The organism is Maribacter sp. Hel_I_7 (assembly GCF_000688315.1).
GTDB classification, from domain to species: Bacteria; Bacteroidota; Bacteroidia; order Flavobacteriales; family Flavobacteriaceae; genus Maribacter; species Maribacter stanieri.
In genome coordinates, this window is the sequence record NZ_JHZW01000003.1 from 1,092,089 (window position 1) to 1,107,861 (window position 15,773).

At 34.4% G+C, this 15,773-nt stretch carries 16 protein-coding genes; 7 read left to right on the plus strand and 9 right to left on the minus strand.

The annotated features are described in order from the left end of the window. Positions 1-36: 36 nt before the first annotated feature. From P178_RS0116465 to P178_RS0116490, 6 genes are all read right to left on the minus strand, one after another. Entirely contained in the window at positions 37-930 is an 894-nt protein-coding gene (locus P178_RS0116465; protein WP_027067251.1) for a DUF4835 family protein, read from the minus strand. Continuing rightward, on the minus strand, positions 923-2,128 hold the full coding sequence (gene coaBC / locus P178_RS0116470; RefSeq protein ID WP_027067252.1) for a bifunctional phosphopantothenoylcysteine decarboxylase/phosphopantothenate--cysteine ligase CoaBC: 1,206 nt from the start codon (positions 2,126-2,128) through the stop codon (positions 923-925). Before coaBC ends, P178_RS0116465 begins: the two co-directional genes overlap by 8 nt. A gap of 5 nt (positions 2,129-2,133) precedes the next feature. Further along, positions 2,134-2,460 (minus strand): DNA-directed RNA polymerase subunit omega, encoded by a 327-nt coding sequence (locus P178_RS0116475; protein WP_027067253.1) that lies wholly within the window; start codon positions 2,458-2,460, stop codon positions 2,134-2,136. A 17-nt stretch (positions 2,461-2,477) separates the two neighbouring features. Next, the gene (locus P178_RS0116480) at positions 2,478-3,305 is read right to left on the minus strand and encodes an outer membrane protein assembly factor BamD (protein ID WP_027067254.1); all 828 of its coding nucleotides are present in this window, start codon (positions 3,303-3,305) and stop codon (positions 2,478-2,480) included. A gap of 119 nt (positions 3,306-3,424) precedes the next feature. Beyond that, a complete protein-coding gene (gene dapA, locus P178_RS0116485) occupies positions 3,425-4,315 on the minus strand; it encodes a 4-hydroxy-tetrahydrodipicolinate synthase (RefSeq protein WP_027067255.1) in 891 nt (296 codons plus the stop codon). Between the two features lie 2 nt (positions 4,316-4,317). Next, positions 4,318-4,851 (minus strand): DUF6913 domain-containing protein, encoded by a 534-nt coding sequence (locus tag P178_RS0116490; protein WP_027067256.1) that lies wholly within the window; start codon positions 4,849-4,851, stop codon positions 4,318-4,320. 45 nt (positions 4,852-4,896) lie between these two features. Here P178_RS0116490 and P178_RS0116495 point away from each other — a divergent pair, with 45 nt between their 5' ends. The 7 genes from P178_RS0116495 (at position 4,897) to P178_RS0116525 (ending at position 12,228) form a co-directional block, all read left to right on the plus strand. Further along, on the plus strand, positions 4,897-5,682 hold the full coding sequence (locus P178_RS0116495) for a 5'-nucleotidase C-terminal domain-containing protein (RefSeq protein ID WP_036147025.1): 786 nt from the start codon (positions 4,897-4,899) through the stop codon (positions 5,680-5,682). 1 nt (position 5,683) lies between these two features. Further along, the gene (locus P178_RS0116500; protein ID WP_027067258.1) at positions 5,684-6,592 is read left to right on the plus strand and encodes a bifunctional metallophosphatase/5'-nucleotidase; all 909 of its coding nucleotides are present in this window, start codon (positions 5,684-5,686) and stop codon (positions 6,590-6,592) included. A gap of 15 nt (positions 6,593-6,607) precedes the next feature. Beyond that, entirely contained in the window at positions 6,608-7,057 is a 450-nt protein-coding gene (locus tag P178_RS0116505; protein ID WP_027067259.1) for a GNAT family N-acetyltransferase, read from the plus strand. Positions 7,058-7,215: 158 nt separating this feature from the next. Next, entirely contained in the window at positions 7,216-9,486 is a 2,271-nt protein-coding gene (locus P178_RS0116510; protein WP_027067260.1) for an aminotransferase class III-fold pyridoxal phosphate-dependent enzyme, read from the plus strand. A 130-nt stretch (positions 9,487-9,616) separates the two neighbouring features. Next, complete coding sequence (locus P178_RS0116515; protein ID WP_027067261.1) at positions 9,617-10,231, plus strand: fumarylacetoacetate hydrolase family protein; 615 nt, start codon at positions 9,617-9,619, stop codon at positions 10,229-10,231. 505 nt (positions 10,232-10,736) lie between these two features. Next, positions 10,737-11,639, plus strand: a complete 903-nt coding sequence (locus tag P178_RS0116520) for a helix-turn-helix domain-containing protein (RefSeq protein ID WP_155941663.1) — start codon at positions 10,737-10,739, stop codon at positions 11,637-11,639. Positions 11,640-11,802: 163 nt separating this feature from the next. Continuing rightward, entirely contained in the window at positions 11,803-12,228 is a 426-nt protein-coding gene (locus P178_RS0116525) for a hypothetical protein (protein WP_027067263.1), read from the plus strand. Positions 12,229-12,236: 8 nt separating this feature from the next. Here P178_RS0116525 and P178_RS0116530 read toward each other — a convergent pair whose 3' ends face one another. Genes P178_RS0116530 through ligA form a run of 3 tightly spaced genes read right to left on the minus strand, consistent with a single transcriptional unit; the run spans position 12,237 to position 15,769 of the window. After that, on the minus strand, positions 12,237-12,536 hold the full coding sequence (locus P178_RS0116530) for a hypothetical protein (protein ID WP_027067264.1): 300 nt from the start codon (positions 12,534-12,536) through the stop codon (positions 12,237-12,239). Next, complete coding sequence (locus P178_RS0116535) at positions 12,533-13,771, minus strand: cation:proton antiporter (RefSeq protein WP_027067265.1); 1,239 nt, start codon at positions 13,769-13,771, stop codon at positions 12,533-12,535. The genes P178_RS0116530 and P178_RS0116535 overlap by 4 nt, the downstream gene beginning before the upstream one ends. A 6-nt stretch (positions 13,772-13,777) precedes the next feature. Further along, entirely contained in the window at positions 13,778-15,769 is a 1,992-nt protein-coding gene (ligA, locus tag P178_RS0116540; protein ID WP_027067266.1) for an NAD-dependent DNA ligase LigA, read from the minus strand. Positions 15,770-15,773 lie beyond the last annotated feature (4 nt).

Consider the following 15,773-nt stretch of genomic DNA (forward strand, 5'->3'; position numbering starts at 1 on the left):
ACAAAGGTAATCTATAATTCCGTGCTGTAAAATGGTTCAATATTTAATATCGTTCCAAGTTGTAGCGTAAAGAGGAGCAATTTTATTTAAGGTTTCCTTCAGTTTCACAATATCCACTTTTGGTCCGTCAGAAAAAATATTCTTAATCTCTTCAGATTTCGCATCAAAAAATGTGGAAATAAGAAAAGCATTTGGCCTTCTATTGATCATAGTCTGAAATAAATTCATGGTACCAGCTATCACCTGTTTACCCGTACTATTATTATCTGGAAGAATATCCAGACCTTTTCTATGGTAGTTATACATTGCAATACGGTACTCTCTATAGGTATTTGACAAAAGGTTATCTACCAATTCAAATCTACTTCTATTAGAATCTGCCGATTGACTCCACCCTGCAGAATTACTACCCTGCGCCTGGGTTACAATATTTTGGGCCTTTCTATAAAACTCTGTTCCGCCTTCTAAAGAAAAAGTATCAGCATCTAAGCCTAATATTACATATACATAGTAAGCCATAACGCTCACCAAATTAGACTCGAACTGATTTTCATTAAAAATTAATGGTTGAAATTCGATGTATTGAAAGTTGAATGCATTATCCTTATAATTAAAGACCGGAGATGAATAAGAAGTATTATAAACTGGTCTAGAAGATTGTATTTGAATATTACCACTGAACATATTGGATTCATACGATGTAATGGTGATGAACATTTGGGCATTTACCCTTTCATTCTCTTTATATACACGATTAGTCCATTTTGTCTTGTTTACAAAATCATTTAAAGATCGTTCTAAGGTCTTAAAAACCTGAAGTTCTCCTTGTGATAACTGATCTGAATTGACAGTAATTGTACAAGTTAATTCTTGAGCAATTGAAGCAAAACTAATAAAGGTAAATAGTAATAGAAAAATAGCCTTACGCATACCGTCTTTTAATAATTTCATTGAAGATATCCACGGCAACTTCTGCCTTGGTCTTTAGTTCAAACGTAGTTATGTTAGAATTGGTATCTATAAATGAAATTTTATTGGTAGCACCGCCAAATCCTGCGCCTTTGTCTCGCATAGAATTCAATACAATGGCATCTAAATTTTTACGCTTTAGCTTACCCTTTGCATTTTCTATTTCATTTTCGGTCTCTAAGGCAAAACCAACTAAAAATTGTTGCTTTTTGTTATCTCCGAAAGTTTTCAAAATATCTTTATTCTTTACTAACTCAATCGTAAAATTTTCTTCAGATTTTTTGATTTTTTGCTCAGCTATTGTTTTTGGTCTATAATCCGCTACCGCTGCGGCACAAATAACAATGTCAGAAGTATCATAATACATTTGAGCACTATGGTACATATCGTCTGCCGACACAACATGTACTACATGTATATTATCGTGAGTAACAGATAAATGGGTAGGCCCCGTTACCAAGTAAACTTCAGCACCTAAACTAGCCGCAGTTTTTGCAAGCTCAAAACCCATTAAACCAGAAGAGTGATTTCCAATAAAACGAACCGGATCAATTGCTTCATAGGTTGGTCCTGCCGTTATCAGCACTTTCTTTCCGGAGAGTGGTAAACCTACCGACAATTGTTTTTTTATGAACTCAACGATATCTTCTGGCTCAGCCATTCTCCCTTCACCAACCAAACCACTGGCCAGTTCACCATTAGTCGCAGGTATAATAAAGTTTCCAAACGAAGCGAGCGCCTCTAGAGAGCTTTTGGTACTTGGATGCTTATACATATCCAAATCCATTGCCGGAGCAACAAATACAGGACATTTAGCAGACAGATAAGTTGCCATTAAAATATTATCACAGTTACCTGTTGTCATTTTGGACATGGTATTTGCTGTAGCCGGCGCAATTACCATCAAATCAGCCCAAAGCCCCATTTCTACATGATTGTTCCAACCTACCGTATTATCCTCTGTCTTGACAAAATCGAGTACCACAGGATTTTTCGCTAAGGTGGACAATGTAAGTGGAGAAACAAAAGAGCTGGCACTATCGGTAAGTATAATCTTAACGTTAGCGCCAGCTTTTATAAATAAACGAACTAAGAATGTTGTTTTATAAGCAGCAATTCCCCCGGTAATCCCTAAAAGAACATTTTTGCCGTTCAACATATGTCTTAAGCGTCTTTTTCTGTGTTTCTATGGTAGATTTTATCCATCAACCATTCTTCTACTGCCATTGCGTGTGGCTTAGGTAATTTTTCGTAAAACTTAGAAACCTCTATCTGTTCTTTATTTTCGAAAACTTCTTCTAAACTATCGCTATAAGTAGCAAACTCTTCTAATTTTTCTAAAAGCTCTTTCTTTATCTCAGAGTTGATCTGAACAGCACGCTTTGCAGCAATTGATATAGCCTCATAAATATTCTCAGTAGGTGCGTCAAACTCATTACGGTCAATAGTTACCGTAGATACCGATGCTTTAGAGTTTTTTAAATCGTTCATATTCATAATTAAATTATTTATTTTGATTCAACGTTTTGCGCTTGCATACGTTGTAATTCTTTGTCAATTTTCTCAATTAAGTTAGTAGCCTCCTTATCAAACTTAGTTTCAGGAAACTGCTTTTTTAAAGCAACATGAGCAGCTTTAGCATTTTTTAAACGCTCTTCCTTTAATTGCTCAAAACTATTTACAGCCATATGTGTCAAAGCTTCAACTTTAATGAACATAGCTTCTTCTCTAAATGGTGATCCAGGATTATCTGAAACAAAATTATCACTTGCAGCTACCGCAGATTTAAGCATATCATAATTGAACTCACCCAATTTGTTGTATTGCTTTAATATCTCAAACGCTTTTTCTTCTTTTTTAGTAGTTAGCTCTTGAGCCATAGCATTTGCTTCTGCAAAATATTCAGATTCAGCATAGGTATTGATGAAATTCTGTAATTTCAACAATGCCTTATCCGTATCAGTTTGATCTAAGGAATACTCCGGAGATAATTTGTAATAACTTTTAGCTCCTAAAAAATTTGCTTCAACAGCTTTATCACTTTTAGGATATGATTTTACAAAACGTTCAAATTGGTAACCGGCCATATTATAATCGCCGCGTTGAAAATAGCTGTTGGACAAGAAAAACATAACACGCTCTCCTTGAGGCTTACCTACATATTTAGGTGCAATTTGCTCAAGCAATCTATTCGCTCTTCTAAAATCACCTTCTTCGTAGAAAGTTTCAGCCATATCATATTTAGCTTTTACATCATCATGCTTAAGTACTTTTTGGTACTCACTACAAGATTGTAAAGCAATGGCAATCAATAGTATTGGTAAAACTCTCCTCATTTTAAAAAACATTTTGCAAAATTAGTGATTATCAATGGATTTAAAAAACATTTTAAACCAATAAAAATACAGGCTTTATACCACAAGAATGTACTACTTAAAGAAGATTTAACGAATATTTATGCAGGTATGCGTATCATAGTTTCCATAAATGAAACAATTCTATGCTTTAAGGCATCGCTAGCTGTTATTAAAGGTAATCTTACAAAAGGTTTGGCAAGACCTAAATATTCAAATATAACTTTGATACCAGCTGGGTTTCCTTCTTCGAAAATCAACTTCATGCCTTCTTGCATCTTGTAATGATAACTATAAGCCAATTCGGTATTACCATCTAAACCTTCATGTACCATTTTAGAAAACTCTTCTGGCAACCCCTGTCCTATTACAGAAATAACACCATCTCCACCTGCTACTATGGTGGGTAAAGCAGTAATATCATCACCAGAAAGAACTAAGAATCCTGCTGGTCTTTTAGATATCAACTCTTGTACTTGTGTCATATCACCACAGGCTTCTTTAACAGCTACAATGTTTTCGAATTTCTTGGCTAAACGAACCACAGTTTCCGGTAGCATATTACTACCCGTACGCCCTGGTACGTTATAAACTATTATAGGTAAAGGCGATACTTGCGCCAATGCTGCAAAATGTTGATAAATACCTTCTTGTGTTGGTCTATTATAATATGGAGAAACAGATAATATTGCATCATAAGCAGATAAATCTGCCGATTGTAATTCCTCTACTAAAGCCATAGTGTTATTACCACCTATACCGATTACTAAAGGTAATACACCTGCATTGGCTTCTTCAACCGTTCGCATTACCAATTGTTTTTCTGCTTTGGACAAGGTTACAGATTCTGCTGTAGTGCCCAACACCACCAAATAATCTATATGGCTTTCAATGTTAAAGGCTACAACTTTTTTAAGTGCCTCAACATCTACATGACCATCTTCTGTAAAAGGCGTAATTAACGCTACACCTGCACCCCTTAATTCTTTCATAATTAAATCTCTTTAAAAATGCCCAAGTACTTTTTCAATTCTTTTTTAAATATTTGAAAGTCCTTTAAGGGCGTATCTAACATTAAATCATTGTAAGTTGGACCAACTTTTTGAAAACCAACTTTTAAACGCGCCTTGGTCTTCATTGACATCAAATTCAATAATAGACTGTCTTCGTCATAATAATTTACTAAAAGGTCATATTCCCTACCCAAAAACTCATGGGCATAGCTATTTTCAATTTCACCGTTCCATCCTAAATCCTTATCTGAAAAAACTGGAGTGGCATAAGGCGAGTTTTTATCGTAAAAACGCTTATAACCAATAATTTTAACTGCGTTAGGATGCAGCGATAACTCTTCTTGAAACTGAAAAAACACTTCTGATTTCTCAAATTTATCTAAATCAACAATACAACCTACAGAACGTATACCTTTACTCTCACGTGCTACAGCAACTGGTGTTGCCACCAACTGTTTTAATATTTTACGGCCAGATTTCCGCTTAAACTTGTCCTTAATTCCTTTTAAAAACATGTATTTTTACATTTAGACAAATGTAAATAATATCCCTGCAACTCTATGGCGAAGTTAAAACACTTTGATATTTTAAAAATACAACATTATGTTATATTTATAACATTGGTTGGATTTGCATCATGCAAAAATACCCCTGAGCACCTTATTGAATTGACTGGCAAGCAGATAGCTATTGATAGTAATTATACATCAGTAGATAGTATTCAGAAATTTATTTTACCCTACCATGAACATGTAGAAACCATTTTAGATAGCACATTGGCATATGCCCCATATACTATTACTAAAACGGATGGTAAATTCAATACAACGGCAGGTAATTTAATGGCAGATATTGTGTTAAGTGAAGCTAACCCTGTATTTAAAAGCCGAACTGGTGAAAATATTGACATGGTTTTATTAAATCATGGTGGTATTAGATCAGTCATATCTAAAGGCAATGTTACTTCAAGAACCGCTTATGAGGTAATGCCTTTTGAAAACTCGGTGGTGGTGGTAGAACTTAAAGGGGAAGCATTATTAAAAATGGTTGACTATTTAATACAATCAAAAAGAGCACACCCAGTTGCTGGTATTCAACTAGTATTGAACAAAAACAATACTGTTAAAACATTTACAGTAGGCGGCAAGGTCATAGATAAAGACAAATCCTATTTTGTGGCTACATCAGATTATTTGGTTACCGGTGGCGATAATATGACTTTTTTTAAAGATGCACTATCTAAAACAGAAACAGATTATAAAATACGTAACGCCATGATAGATTTCTTTTCTAAAGTGGACACCATAGCACCAAAAGTAGATTTAAGATATTATCAATTACAGTAAAATGGAACGAAGAAAATTTATAAAAAATACTGCTGCATCCTCTAGTCTATTAACCCTTGGGGGTTTAAGTCTAAATTCATGCAACGTAACTACAAAAAAACATATTACCATTTTACATACTAATGACGTACACAGTCATGTAGATGCTTTCCCTAACGACCACGCAGATTTTCCAGGCTTAGGAGGTTTGGCTCGTAGAGCTGGTTTGGTAGATAGTATCCGAAAAGAAAACCCACATACATTTCTTTTTGATGCCGGCGATATTTTTCAAGGTACCCCCTACTTCAACTTCTATGGTGGTGAGCTAGAATTTAAACTCATGAGCATGCTTAATTATGACGCCACTACTATTGGTAATCATGATTTTGACAATGGTATTGACGGACTCTTGGCGCAAATGCCCTATGCTAAATTTAATTTTATAAGTGCTAACTACGACTTTACAAATACGGTTTTAGACGGACTTACAGAGCCGTATAAAATTTATGAGAAAGACGGAATTAAAGTTGGTGTTTACGGATTAGGAATTCAATTAGCTGGTTTGGTTACAAAACAACTCTATAAAGAAACCGTATTTCTTGACCCGTATGAATTGGCAACGGATATGGAAACCAAACTCAAGGAAGAAGAAAAATGCGATTTGGTTATTTGTCTTTCCCACCTAGGGTATGAATATAACAGCGTACAAAAGCCAGATGATTTAAAACTAGCCAAAAGAACCAAATTCACAGATTTAATTATTGGTGGTCACACGCATACTTTTTTAGATAAACCTACCGTAGTTACCAACGCTGCAGAGCGCGAAATTCTTGTTAATCAAGTAGGATGTTTTGGAGTAAACTTGGGGCGTATAGATTTCTACTTTGATAATAAAAATACCAAGGCTAACGGATATACAATTAAAGTCTAAAAATTAGACCTCAATATGCTTTACTACAAACGTTGTTCTAGTGATAATCAAAATTTTCAGGAATTAGTAAGCCTTCTTGATGCAGATTTAGCATTGCGAGACGGTGATGATAATGCTTTTTATGCGCAATTTAATGGCATTGTTGAGTTAAAAAATTGTGTTGTCTTTTATTCTGACGAAACCCCTGTTGCCTGCGGAGCTTTTAAAAGATTTAACGAGGACTCGGTTGAGATTAAACGTATGTATGTTCAACCAGATTATCGCGGAAAAGGAATTGCCTCAAAAGTATTATTGGTACTAGAAAAATGGGCAAAAGAATTGAATTACACCTACTCTGTCTTAGAAACCGGATTACGCCAGCCTGAAGCAATCGCACTCTATAAAAAGAATAATTACACCGTTACCGACAACTACCCACCTTATGAGAATATGGAGAATAGTGTTTGCTTTAAAAAGGTATTATGATTTTTAAGAGATATGATTCCGTAGAAAGATTAAAATTAAAACTGAATTTTATATCTTTTACCAAGTAAATAAACTAGAACATGTAAATTATTGGATTTTAATTAGTGATTAATTATTCACTTGCCACTCATGTTTTGAATAGATTAAGCTATGTAAAAATGAATAATTTCCTTGAAGATGAATTTGGACTAACCGTTATCGACAGTAAAAAACTTGATGGTTATGACAATGCTAATTTTTTGATCACCACATCAGAAAAGCAATACATCTTTAAAACGTATCCATATTCTGATTTTCTTTTTGATATTATAAAAGCTGAAAATGACACTCTTTTATTTCTTGCAGATAATTTTCACAGCAGTATTCCTAAGCCAATAGCCTTTAAAAACAGAAAATTACAAAAGAAGATATCCTCTGATAATCAGCTAAAGGTTTATAGACTACTTTCATTTTTAGAAGGTGATTTTCTAGGAGATCGCACAGCTACAAGAGAAATATTTCAGTCTTTAGGTTGTTTTATTGCTGAATTAGATAAACAGCTTCAAGTTTATACTAATTACACTATACAGAGTCGGCAATGGGAATGGGACCTTCAATACTTCCATTTAAATAGAAAGTATATCAATGATATATCCAATTCAAAAAATAGAAATATTGTTCTGTACTTTTTCAACCAATTTGAAGAACATGTTAGACCACTATATCCTGAGCTAAGAAAACAAATTATTCATAATGACGCTAATGAGTGGAATATTCTAATTGAAAACAATAAAGTATCCGGTATTATAGATTTTGGTGATCTTGCCCATTCATTCCTAATTAATGAATTGGCTATCGTAATCACCTACGCGTGTTATGACAAGGATAATCCGTTAGAATGGGCAACAATTTTATTAAAAGCGTACCATGAAAAATTAGCACTTGAGGAGAAAGAAATTAAAATTTTATATTATCTCATTGCTGCACGGTTATGCACTAGTGTATGCAATTCTGCGCATGCAAAAAAAGTAAGTGCAGATAATACTTATGCATCCATTAGCGAACAATCTGCTTGGAAAATGCTATATATCTGGCTTACCATTAACCCTAGACATGTAGAGAATGAGTTTAGAAAGGCTGCGGGAATGTCCATTATTGAAAACAAATCACTTAAATACAGTATAAATAAAAGACATACCCATATTAGTTCTATTCTTTCCATGAGTTATAAAACACCTATACATATGGAAAAGGCTGCATTTCAATACATGTATGATACCTCAGGTAATACATTTTTAGATGCCTACAATAATATACCACATGTTGGACATTGCCATCCTAAAGTTGTTAGGGCCGGACAATTACAAATGTCAAAACTTAATACCAATACGCGGTACCTTTATGATGAATTAGCTGCATATGCCGAAAAATTACTAAGCTATTTTCCTTCATCTTTAAATAAAGTGTTCTTTGTAAATTCTGGTAGTGCAGCGAGTGATTTAGCAATTCGTTTAGCAAAAAGCCATACGGGATTTAAACATATCATGGTTATGGAATCTGGGTACCATGGTAATACACAAACCTCCATAGATATAAGTGATTATAAGTTTAATAATGCTAAGGGTGAAGGGCAAAAAGAAAACATTATTAAAACCACATTACCAAACACATATTCAGGAAAGTACACAGCTGATATACCCAATGCAGGTACACTATACGGAAAAGATGCTGTATTAGAAATTGAGACTTGCCTACATCCTATTTCTGCATTCATTACCGAACCTATAGTTGGTTGCGCAGGACAAATACCACTTGCCGACGGATATCTAAAAGAAGTATACCCAGCCATAAGAGCACAAGGTGGCGTTTGTATAAGTGATGAAGTACAAACAGGTTTTGGACGACTTGGAGACTATTTTTGGGGATATGAAGCACAAAACGTAATACCTGATATGGTTATATTAGGAAAACCCATAGCTAACGGACACCCAATGGGCGCTGTTGTTTGTACAGAAGAAATTGCAAAATCTTTTGAAAAGGGAGTTGAGTTTTTCAGTTCATTTGGTGGTAATCCTGTTTCTTGCGCTATAGCTAGCGCTGTATTGGAAGTAATTGAAGAAGAGAAATTGCAGAAGAATGCCAAAATGGTGGGCGATTTTTATACGCTACTCTTAAAAGATTTGATGAAAAAATACAAATGCATTGGCGATGTTAGAGGATCAGGGCTTTTTATAGGTATAGAAATTGTAAAAGACAGTACGACTTCACCACATACAGAACTGGCCAATCATATTAAAAATGAAATGAGGAATAGAAATATTCTAATTAGTACCGATGGTCGTTATGACAATGTTTTAAAAACAAAACCGCCATTATGTTTCAGTAAAGAAAATGCAGAAAAAGTAGTAGGTGCAATTGATAATATACTAAGCTCATTCTATAATAACTAAGAACAACCTCAACCCCATACTTTAAACAAAACTTAGCCGTAATGTGATTTCACAAAAAACACTATTCCACACTTGGTATAATGTTTAATTTAGCTTTCATTAATTGAATAAAACACTAATACCATAAGAAATGAAAATAATAGGCATAGGCAAGAATTATGTAGTTGACAAATCTGAAATAGACGAATTAAAGAACGATGTTCAGCTCATATTTACAAAACCAGATTCTTCTTTAGTAACAGACAGTAAAGATGTTGTATTTCCACCTATAACCAGTCAGTTAATTTATGAGGTAGAATTAGTAGTTAAAATTGGAAAGACTGCTAAAAATGTTAGTATAGCAGACGCAAACTCATACATCTCTGAAATAGGAATTGGTATTGATTATACTGCTAAAGATGTTCTTACCGCTAGTAGGGACAAAAAAGGACCTTGGGCACTGGCAAAAGGTTTTGACGGTGCATCTCCAATTTCTGGTTTTAAACCTGTTTCTGAATATCCAGAGTTAGACAATATTAATTTTGATTTAGTCATTAATGGCGAAAAGAAACAAGTAGGTAATACTGGTTATATCATTTATAATTTTGCTGAAATCATCAGCTTTGTTTCTTCTTTTATGACATTGAATCCTGGTGACATGATTTTTACCGGTACACCGGCAATAGGTGCAGGTGAAACATTTAAAGGCGATCATTTACAAGCTTCTATTGAAGGAGAATTGTTGCTTGATTTTAAGATGATTTAATACATACAGTATTTTTTATATTTTAAACCGGAATTCTTTATGGAGTCCGGTTTTTTAGTTTCTCCTTTTTTCCATTTAAAATAGACACCAATAAAAATTGCACGACAACAAATCTTTGCTATTTCTTGTAGGATATTATTAAACTTCTTTCATTGAACTTATATTTTAAACTCTTAGTTCAACTAAAACAGCTACATTTCATGTAATATAAATTGTACATTAGCATTGTTTTAAAGTGAAGAATTAAAAATTTTAAATGAGTGTTGTTTTCCTGTTAGTAGCAATCTTTGGTTTTATTTTGACAGCCTTATTGCTTCTTAAGAAAAACGTAAACAAATTACCTCAGCGATTTCTTGCCTTATTTTACTTTATATATTCTGTTTATTCATTTCAAACTTATATAATTACTGAAGGTCTTCTTGAACATTTTAAGTGGTTCTATTTTTGGCCACTTCTGCTATATAGCATAATTACCGTACCGGTTTATTTTTACTTTAAAACTATTATGAAAGATACGTTTAGGTGGAAATGGCAATACATTTTTCTATTTATCCCATTTATACTAAGTTTAATTGATGTGGCTATTGTTTTTTCCAAACCAGCAGATTATTACAATCAGATAGTTGTTAATGCAATCACCTTCCCTACAGATAGGTTTAGTGCCCAATACGGTCTGCTTAGTTTAAATGAGCATTATAGCTTAAGACACTTATGGCAATTGTTATACCTACTTTCTTTAGTTCCGCTACTGAAGCGTTTTTTAGCTATAAACCCAAATGACAAACTGAAAATAATTCTTAATAGATGGCTGCTGTTATTTTACACCGCATTAACTCTTATGGCATTTATTACCTTATTTTTTGGGGTAGAACGTCTCTTAGGTATCAATACATTAAATGTATCTAATACAAGTTTATATACGCTACATTTGGTTTTATTACTTGTCTTACTAATTATTAGTATAGCTCCCTTATATTTCCCTTCTATATTATACGGGTTTCCTAAGAATCGATTATTGGTTTCATCATCTATTTCAAAAAGTACTTCTTCAGAAGAGCAGATATACGGATTAGATAATAAAGAGCTAAACAAGTCATTGTTAGCTATTGAACAAAAAGATGAATTTCTAAAGCAAGGTTTTAATTTAAAAGCGTGTGCCCAACTATTACATGTGCCTCCCTATCATGCTGCTTATTTTTTCTATCAAACAAAAGGTATCAGTTTTACGGCTTACAGAAACAAGATTAGAGTAGAAAAAGCAAGGCAGCTAATTGATTCGGGATTTCTAGAATCGAACGACCTAAATGTTCTTATATCTTCATGCGGATTCAATAGTAAAAGTGATTTCGAAAAGACTTTTGAAAAATTATCTAACTCTGGCGTTGTTGAATATATTACTAGTGCTTAGCACATGCATAATTGACTTTTCTGATAAATTTTAAACTTAATCATCAACCATAATTACTCAGGAAATTTAACAGAAAAATATAGTTAAATAAAAAGTGTTATGTACTATTTTTCCTAATATAAAGTTGTTATTTCTTAGTACAAACCAATCGAAAACTCCACCAATGAAAAAATCAATTAACCTATTGCTTCTAATCGCTATTGCTACTTTTCAATTTTCATGTTCTAGCGATGATGATATCGATGCAAGCTTAAATCCAAAAAGTGTTACCACATGTAATTTAGGAGACTTTTCACCTACAGGAGTTAAAGTCTGTTTGAACGGTACAGACTATGCATTGCCAAATGAAACAATTACGTTCGCTGCAGAATACAACGCTCGTGTTGCCTATTTTACATGGACCATTGAGTCTGGAAGTATGGAGATTATTAATATTGAAGATAGTGCGACCGGTACCACTTCAAAATCTATTGCTACTATAAAGTTTAATTCGGATTTTAATGGAGATGCTGTTTTTAAAATAAAAGCTAAAGACTCTAGAGGAAGCGGAGAGGTTACTCACGTTATAGCATTGGAAGAAACGAATTAGAATTCAACTTAATTTATAATTATAGACTCCACAATTACCTTAAGCTCTTCGTCTAAGGTCATTGTTGGATATTCTTTTTTCGCCAACCTGTACCAATACCCTGCATTAAAACGATCACCTTCTTTTCTGTGCAAATATGCATGTAACCAACTACCCAAAGTGTTGTGCATATCTTGAGCTATATTATGGGAAGCTTCCCAATCTCCGTTGGCATCATACCAAGCCGCTTTTAATCCGTCCGACCATTCTTTTGGTACATGAGACAACTCTAAACTCTTTTCGAATTCTAAATAGTTCTTCGGTATCATTTTACTACGCGTTTTATGAGCTTCTCTACGGTTAAACCTTGTCCGATAATAGAGAATACCACTACAATGTATGTTATTACTAAAAATGCATCTCTATGCATTTCATCAGATAAGCCTAATGCCAATGCTATGGATATACCACCACGCAATCCGCCCCAGGTCATTACCAAATTAGTTTTCGGTATAAAATCTAGCTTCTTCTCAAAGAACTTAATAGGAATTAATAGCGATAAGTATCGACAAATCAATACTAAGGGAATTGCCAACAATCCAGCAACTACATATTCTATTTTAAAGGATAACACAAGCATTTCCATACCTATTAAAACAAATAGTAAAGTGTTCAATAGAATATCTAACAGCTCCCAAAATTTATCTACATAGGTCTCCGTAGTTGCTGACATTGCTGAATTTCGTACGGTGTCATTACCAACTACCAAACCTGCAGCAACCATAGCTAGTGGAGCAGATAAATGGAATTTCTGAGCAATCAATGTACCTACCATTACAGTTGCCAAGGTAATAATAACTTCTATGTCATAATCATCAATAGATTTCATAAGTTTCCATGTTCCCCAACCTAATGCCAGACCCAGTGCCAACCCACCTATAACTTCAACTCCAAAAAGTTCTAATATATCTAACGGACTAACTGCCACCTCTGTTGCCGAAGCCAATTGAAATATCGTTAAAAAAACAACTACCCCTACTCCGTCATTAAACAATGATTCGCCTACTATTTTTGTTTCTAGCTGTTTTGGGGCTCCGGCCTTTTTTAATATTCCTAAAACTGCAATTGGATCTGTAGGTGAGATTAACGAACCAAAAAGTAGACAATAAATAAAAGAGATATTCATTCCTATCAATTGCAATAAATAATACATACTCGTACCTACTAAGAAGGTTGACACCAACACACCTAAGGTAGAGAACACCAATATAGGCCAACGTTGTACTTTTAATTGTTCAAAATTAGTATGAAGTGCTCCTGCGAACAAGAGGAAACTCAACATAATATCAAGTAATACAGATTTGAAATCTATCTGTGTAATTATGTATCGCTCAGCATTTATCAAAGTATCATCGATATACCCGATACCAAAGACAACTAGGGTAAATACAATCGTAATCAACATTAAACCAATACTATTTGGCAGTTTTAAAAATCTGGCATTTATATAGCCAAAGATTGCTGATAGAAATACTAATACTGAAATTATTGTAAAAATGTCCATAGTAATTTATGCTATCATATTTATAAAATCTTGTTCACTAATAATAGGAATTTCTAGCTTTTCGGCTTTTGTACGTTTACTAGGCCCCATTTTATCCCCAGCTACTAAATAACTGGTTTTAGATGATATAGAAGTACCTACTTTACCACCATTATCTTCTATTTTCTTTTTAAGCTCGTCTCTACTTAGAATTTCAAAAACTCCAGAAACCACGAAAGTATTCCCTGCTAACTTGTTGGTCTGGTTCTCTAACTTCTCTGCAGAAATAGCCAATTGTACACCGTAGCTTCGTAAGCGCTCTATTGCATCAATATTCTTTTCGTTTGCAAAAAAATCAATAACACTCTGTGCTATTCGCTCCCCTATTTCATCTACTGAAGTTAAGTGCTCTAATGTCGCTTCTTTCAGAGCATCGATATTCTTATAGGCTTTTGCTAATTTCTTAGCTACCGTCTCCCCTACAAAACGAATACCTAAAGCAAATAGTACACGTTCAAAAGGAACTTGCACAGATTCTGATACGCCTTTTACCAGATTCTCGGCGGACTTCTCAGCCATTCGCTCCAAGGGCAACACATCTTCTTTGGTAAGTTTATACAAATCCGCATAATCGTCTATTAAACCTTCTTTAAACAATAATTCTACGGTCTCACCACCTAAGCCTTCAATATCCATTGCCTTTCTTGAAATGAAATGCTGAATACGACCTGTTATCTGTGGCGGACAGCCGTATTCATTAGGACAGTAATGTTTAGCATCACCTTCTGTACGGGTAAGCTCTGTGCCACATTCTGGACACTGATGTATATACTCCGTAGGTTTTGAATCTGCAGGTCTTTTAGATAAGTCTACCGCTATGATTTTAGGGATAATTTCTCCTCCTTTTTCTACGAACACAGTATCACCAACTCGTATATCTAATTTTGCTATTTGATCAGCATTGTGTAAAGATGCTCTTTTAACCGTAGTACCTGCCAATAAAACCGGTTCTAAATTGGCAACGGGAGTAATAGCTCCTGTACGACCTACTTGATACGTAATTTCATTTAAAACTGTAAATACCTGCTCTGCCTTAAACTTATACGCCATTGCCCATCGTGGAGCTTTAGCCGTATAACCTAATTCATCTTGATTCTGAAGACTATTTACTTTAATCACCACTCCATCTGTTTCATAAGGCAACTCATGTCGTTTTACATCCCACTCCTCTACAAATGCCATAACTTCATCTGTAGTTTGGCAAAGTTTTGCCACTGTTGGTACTTTAAAGCCCCATTCACGGGCTTTCTCTAACATATGAAACTGAGAGTCTATATTTAGATTTCTGCCAACAATGCTATACAACAAACACTCTAACGGTCTTTGCGCTACTGCGCTACTATCTTGAAGCTTTAAACTACCCGAAGCTGTATTTCTAGGGTTCATGTATGGGTCTTCACCATTTGCCACTCGTTCTTCATTCATTTTCATGAATCCCTCGAACGGTAATACAATCTCTCCTCGTATATCAAACTTCTCCGGGTAATCTCCCTTTAGTTGTAATGGAACCGATTTAATGGTTTTGATATTATTAGTAACGTCATCTCCTTGAATTCCGTCTCCACGGGTAACTGCTTTTACCAGCTTCCCTTTTTCATACGTTATACTGATAGATGCACCATCGTACTTTAATTCGCACGTAAATGCAACGGGCACATCACCTAGGTTACGCTGAATACGTTTCTCCCAATCTTCTAAATCTTCTTTGGAATATGAGTTGTCTAAAGAATACATTCTATGTTCATGAACTACGGTTGCAAAATTCTTGGTGATCATACCACCAACACGAAGTGAAGGGGAACTTGCATCATAGAATTCTGGATGCTTTGCCTCCAGCTCTTGCAATTCTTTCAATTTCATATCGAACTCATAATCAGAAATGGTCGGATTATCCAACACATAGTAATTATGATTATGCTCTCGTAACTCTTTTCTTAGTGCTTCTATTTTTGCCTTCATATTC

Coding starts and splice junctions, on each gene's coding strand:
- P178_RS0116465 (WP_027067251.1), bottom strand. CDS start 930: ATGCGTAAGGCTATTTTTCTATTACTATTTACCTTTATTAGTTTTGCT.
- coaBC (WP_027067252.1), bottom strand. CDS start 2,128: ATGTTGAACGGCAAAAATGTTCTTTTAGGGATTACCGGGGGAATTGCT.
- P178_RS0116475 (WP_027067253.1), bottom strand. CDS start 2,460: ATGAACGATTTAAAAAACTCTAAAGCATCGGTATCTACGGTAACTATT.
- P178_RS0116480 (WP_027067254.1), bottom strand. CDS start 3,305: ATGAGGAGAGTTTTACCAATACTATTGATTGCCATTGCTTTACAATCT.
- dapA (WP_027067255.1), bottom strand. CDS start 4,315: ATGAAAGAATTAAGGGGTGCAGGTGTAGCGTTAATTACGCCTTTTACA.
- P178_RS0116490 (WP_027067256.1), bottom strand. CDS start 4,851: ATGTTTTTAAAAGGAATTAAGGACAAGTTTAAGCGGAAATCTGGCCGT.
- P178_RS0116495 (WP_036147025.1), top strand. CDS start 4,897: ATGGCGAAGTTAAAACACTTTGATATTTTAAAAATACAACATTATGTT.
- P178_RS0116500 (WP_027067258.1), top strand. CDS start 5,684: ATGGAACGAAGAAAATTTATAAAAAATACTGCTGCATCCTCTAGTCTA.
- P178_RS0116505 (WP_027067259.1), top strand. CDS start 6,608: ATGCTTTACTACAAACGTTGTTCTAGTGATAATCAAAATTTTCAGGAA.
- P178_RS0116510 (WP_027067260.1), top strand. CDS start 7,216: ATGAATAATTTCCTTGAAGATGAATTTGGACTAACCGTTATCGACAGT.
- P178_RS0116515 (WP_027067261.1), top strand. CDS start 9,617: ATGAAAATAATAGGCATAGGCAAGAATTATGTAGTTGACAAATCTGAA.
- P178_RS0116520 (WP_155941663.1), top strand. CDS start 10,737: ATGAAAGATACGTTTAGGTGGAAATGGCAATACATTTTTCTATTTATC.
- P178_RS0116525 (WP_027067263.1), top strand. CDS start 11,803: ATGAAAAAATCAATTAACCTATTGCTTCTAATCGCTATTGCTACTTTT.
- P178_RS0116530 (WP_027067264.1), bottom strand. CDS start 12,536: ATGATACCGAAGAACTATTTAGAATTCGAAAAGAGTTTAGAGTTGTCT.
- P178_RS0116535 (WP_027067265.1), bottom strand. CDS start 13,771: ATGGACATTTTTACAATAATTTCAGTATTAGTATTTCTATCAGCAATC.
- ligA (WP_027067266.1), bottom strand. CDS start 15,769: ATGAAGGCAAAAATAGAAGCACTAAGAAAAGAGTTACGAGAGCATAAT.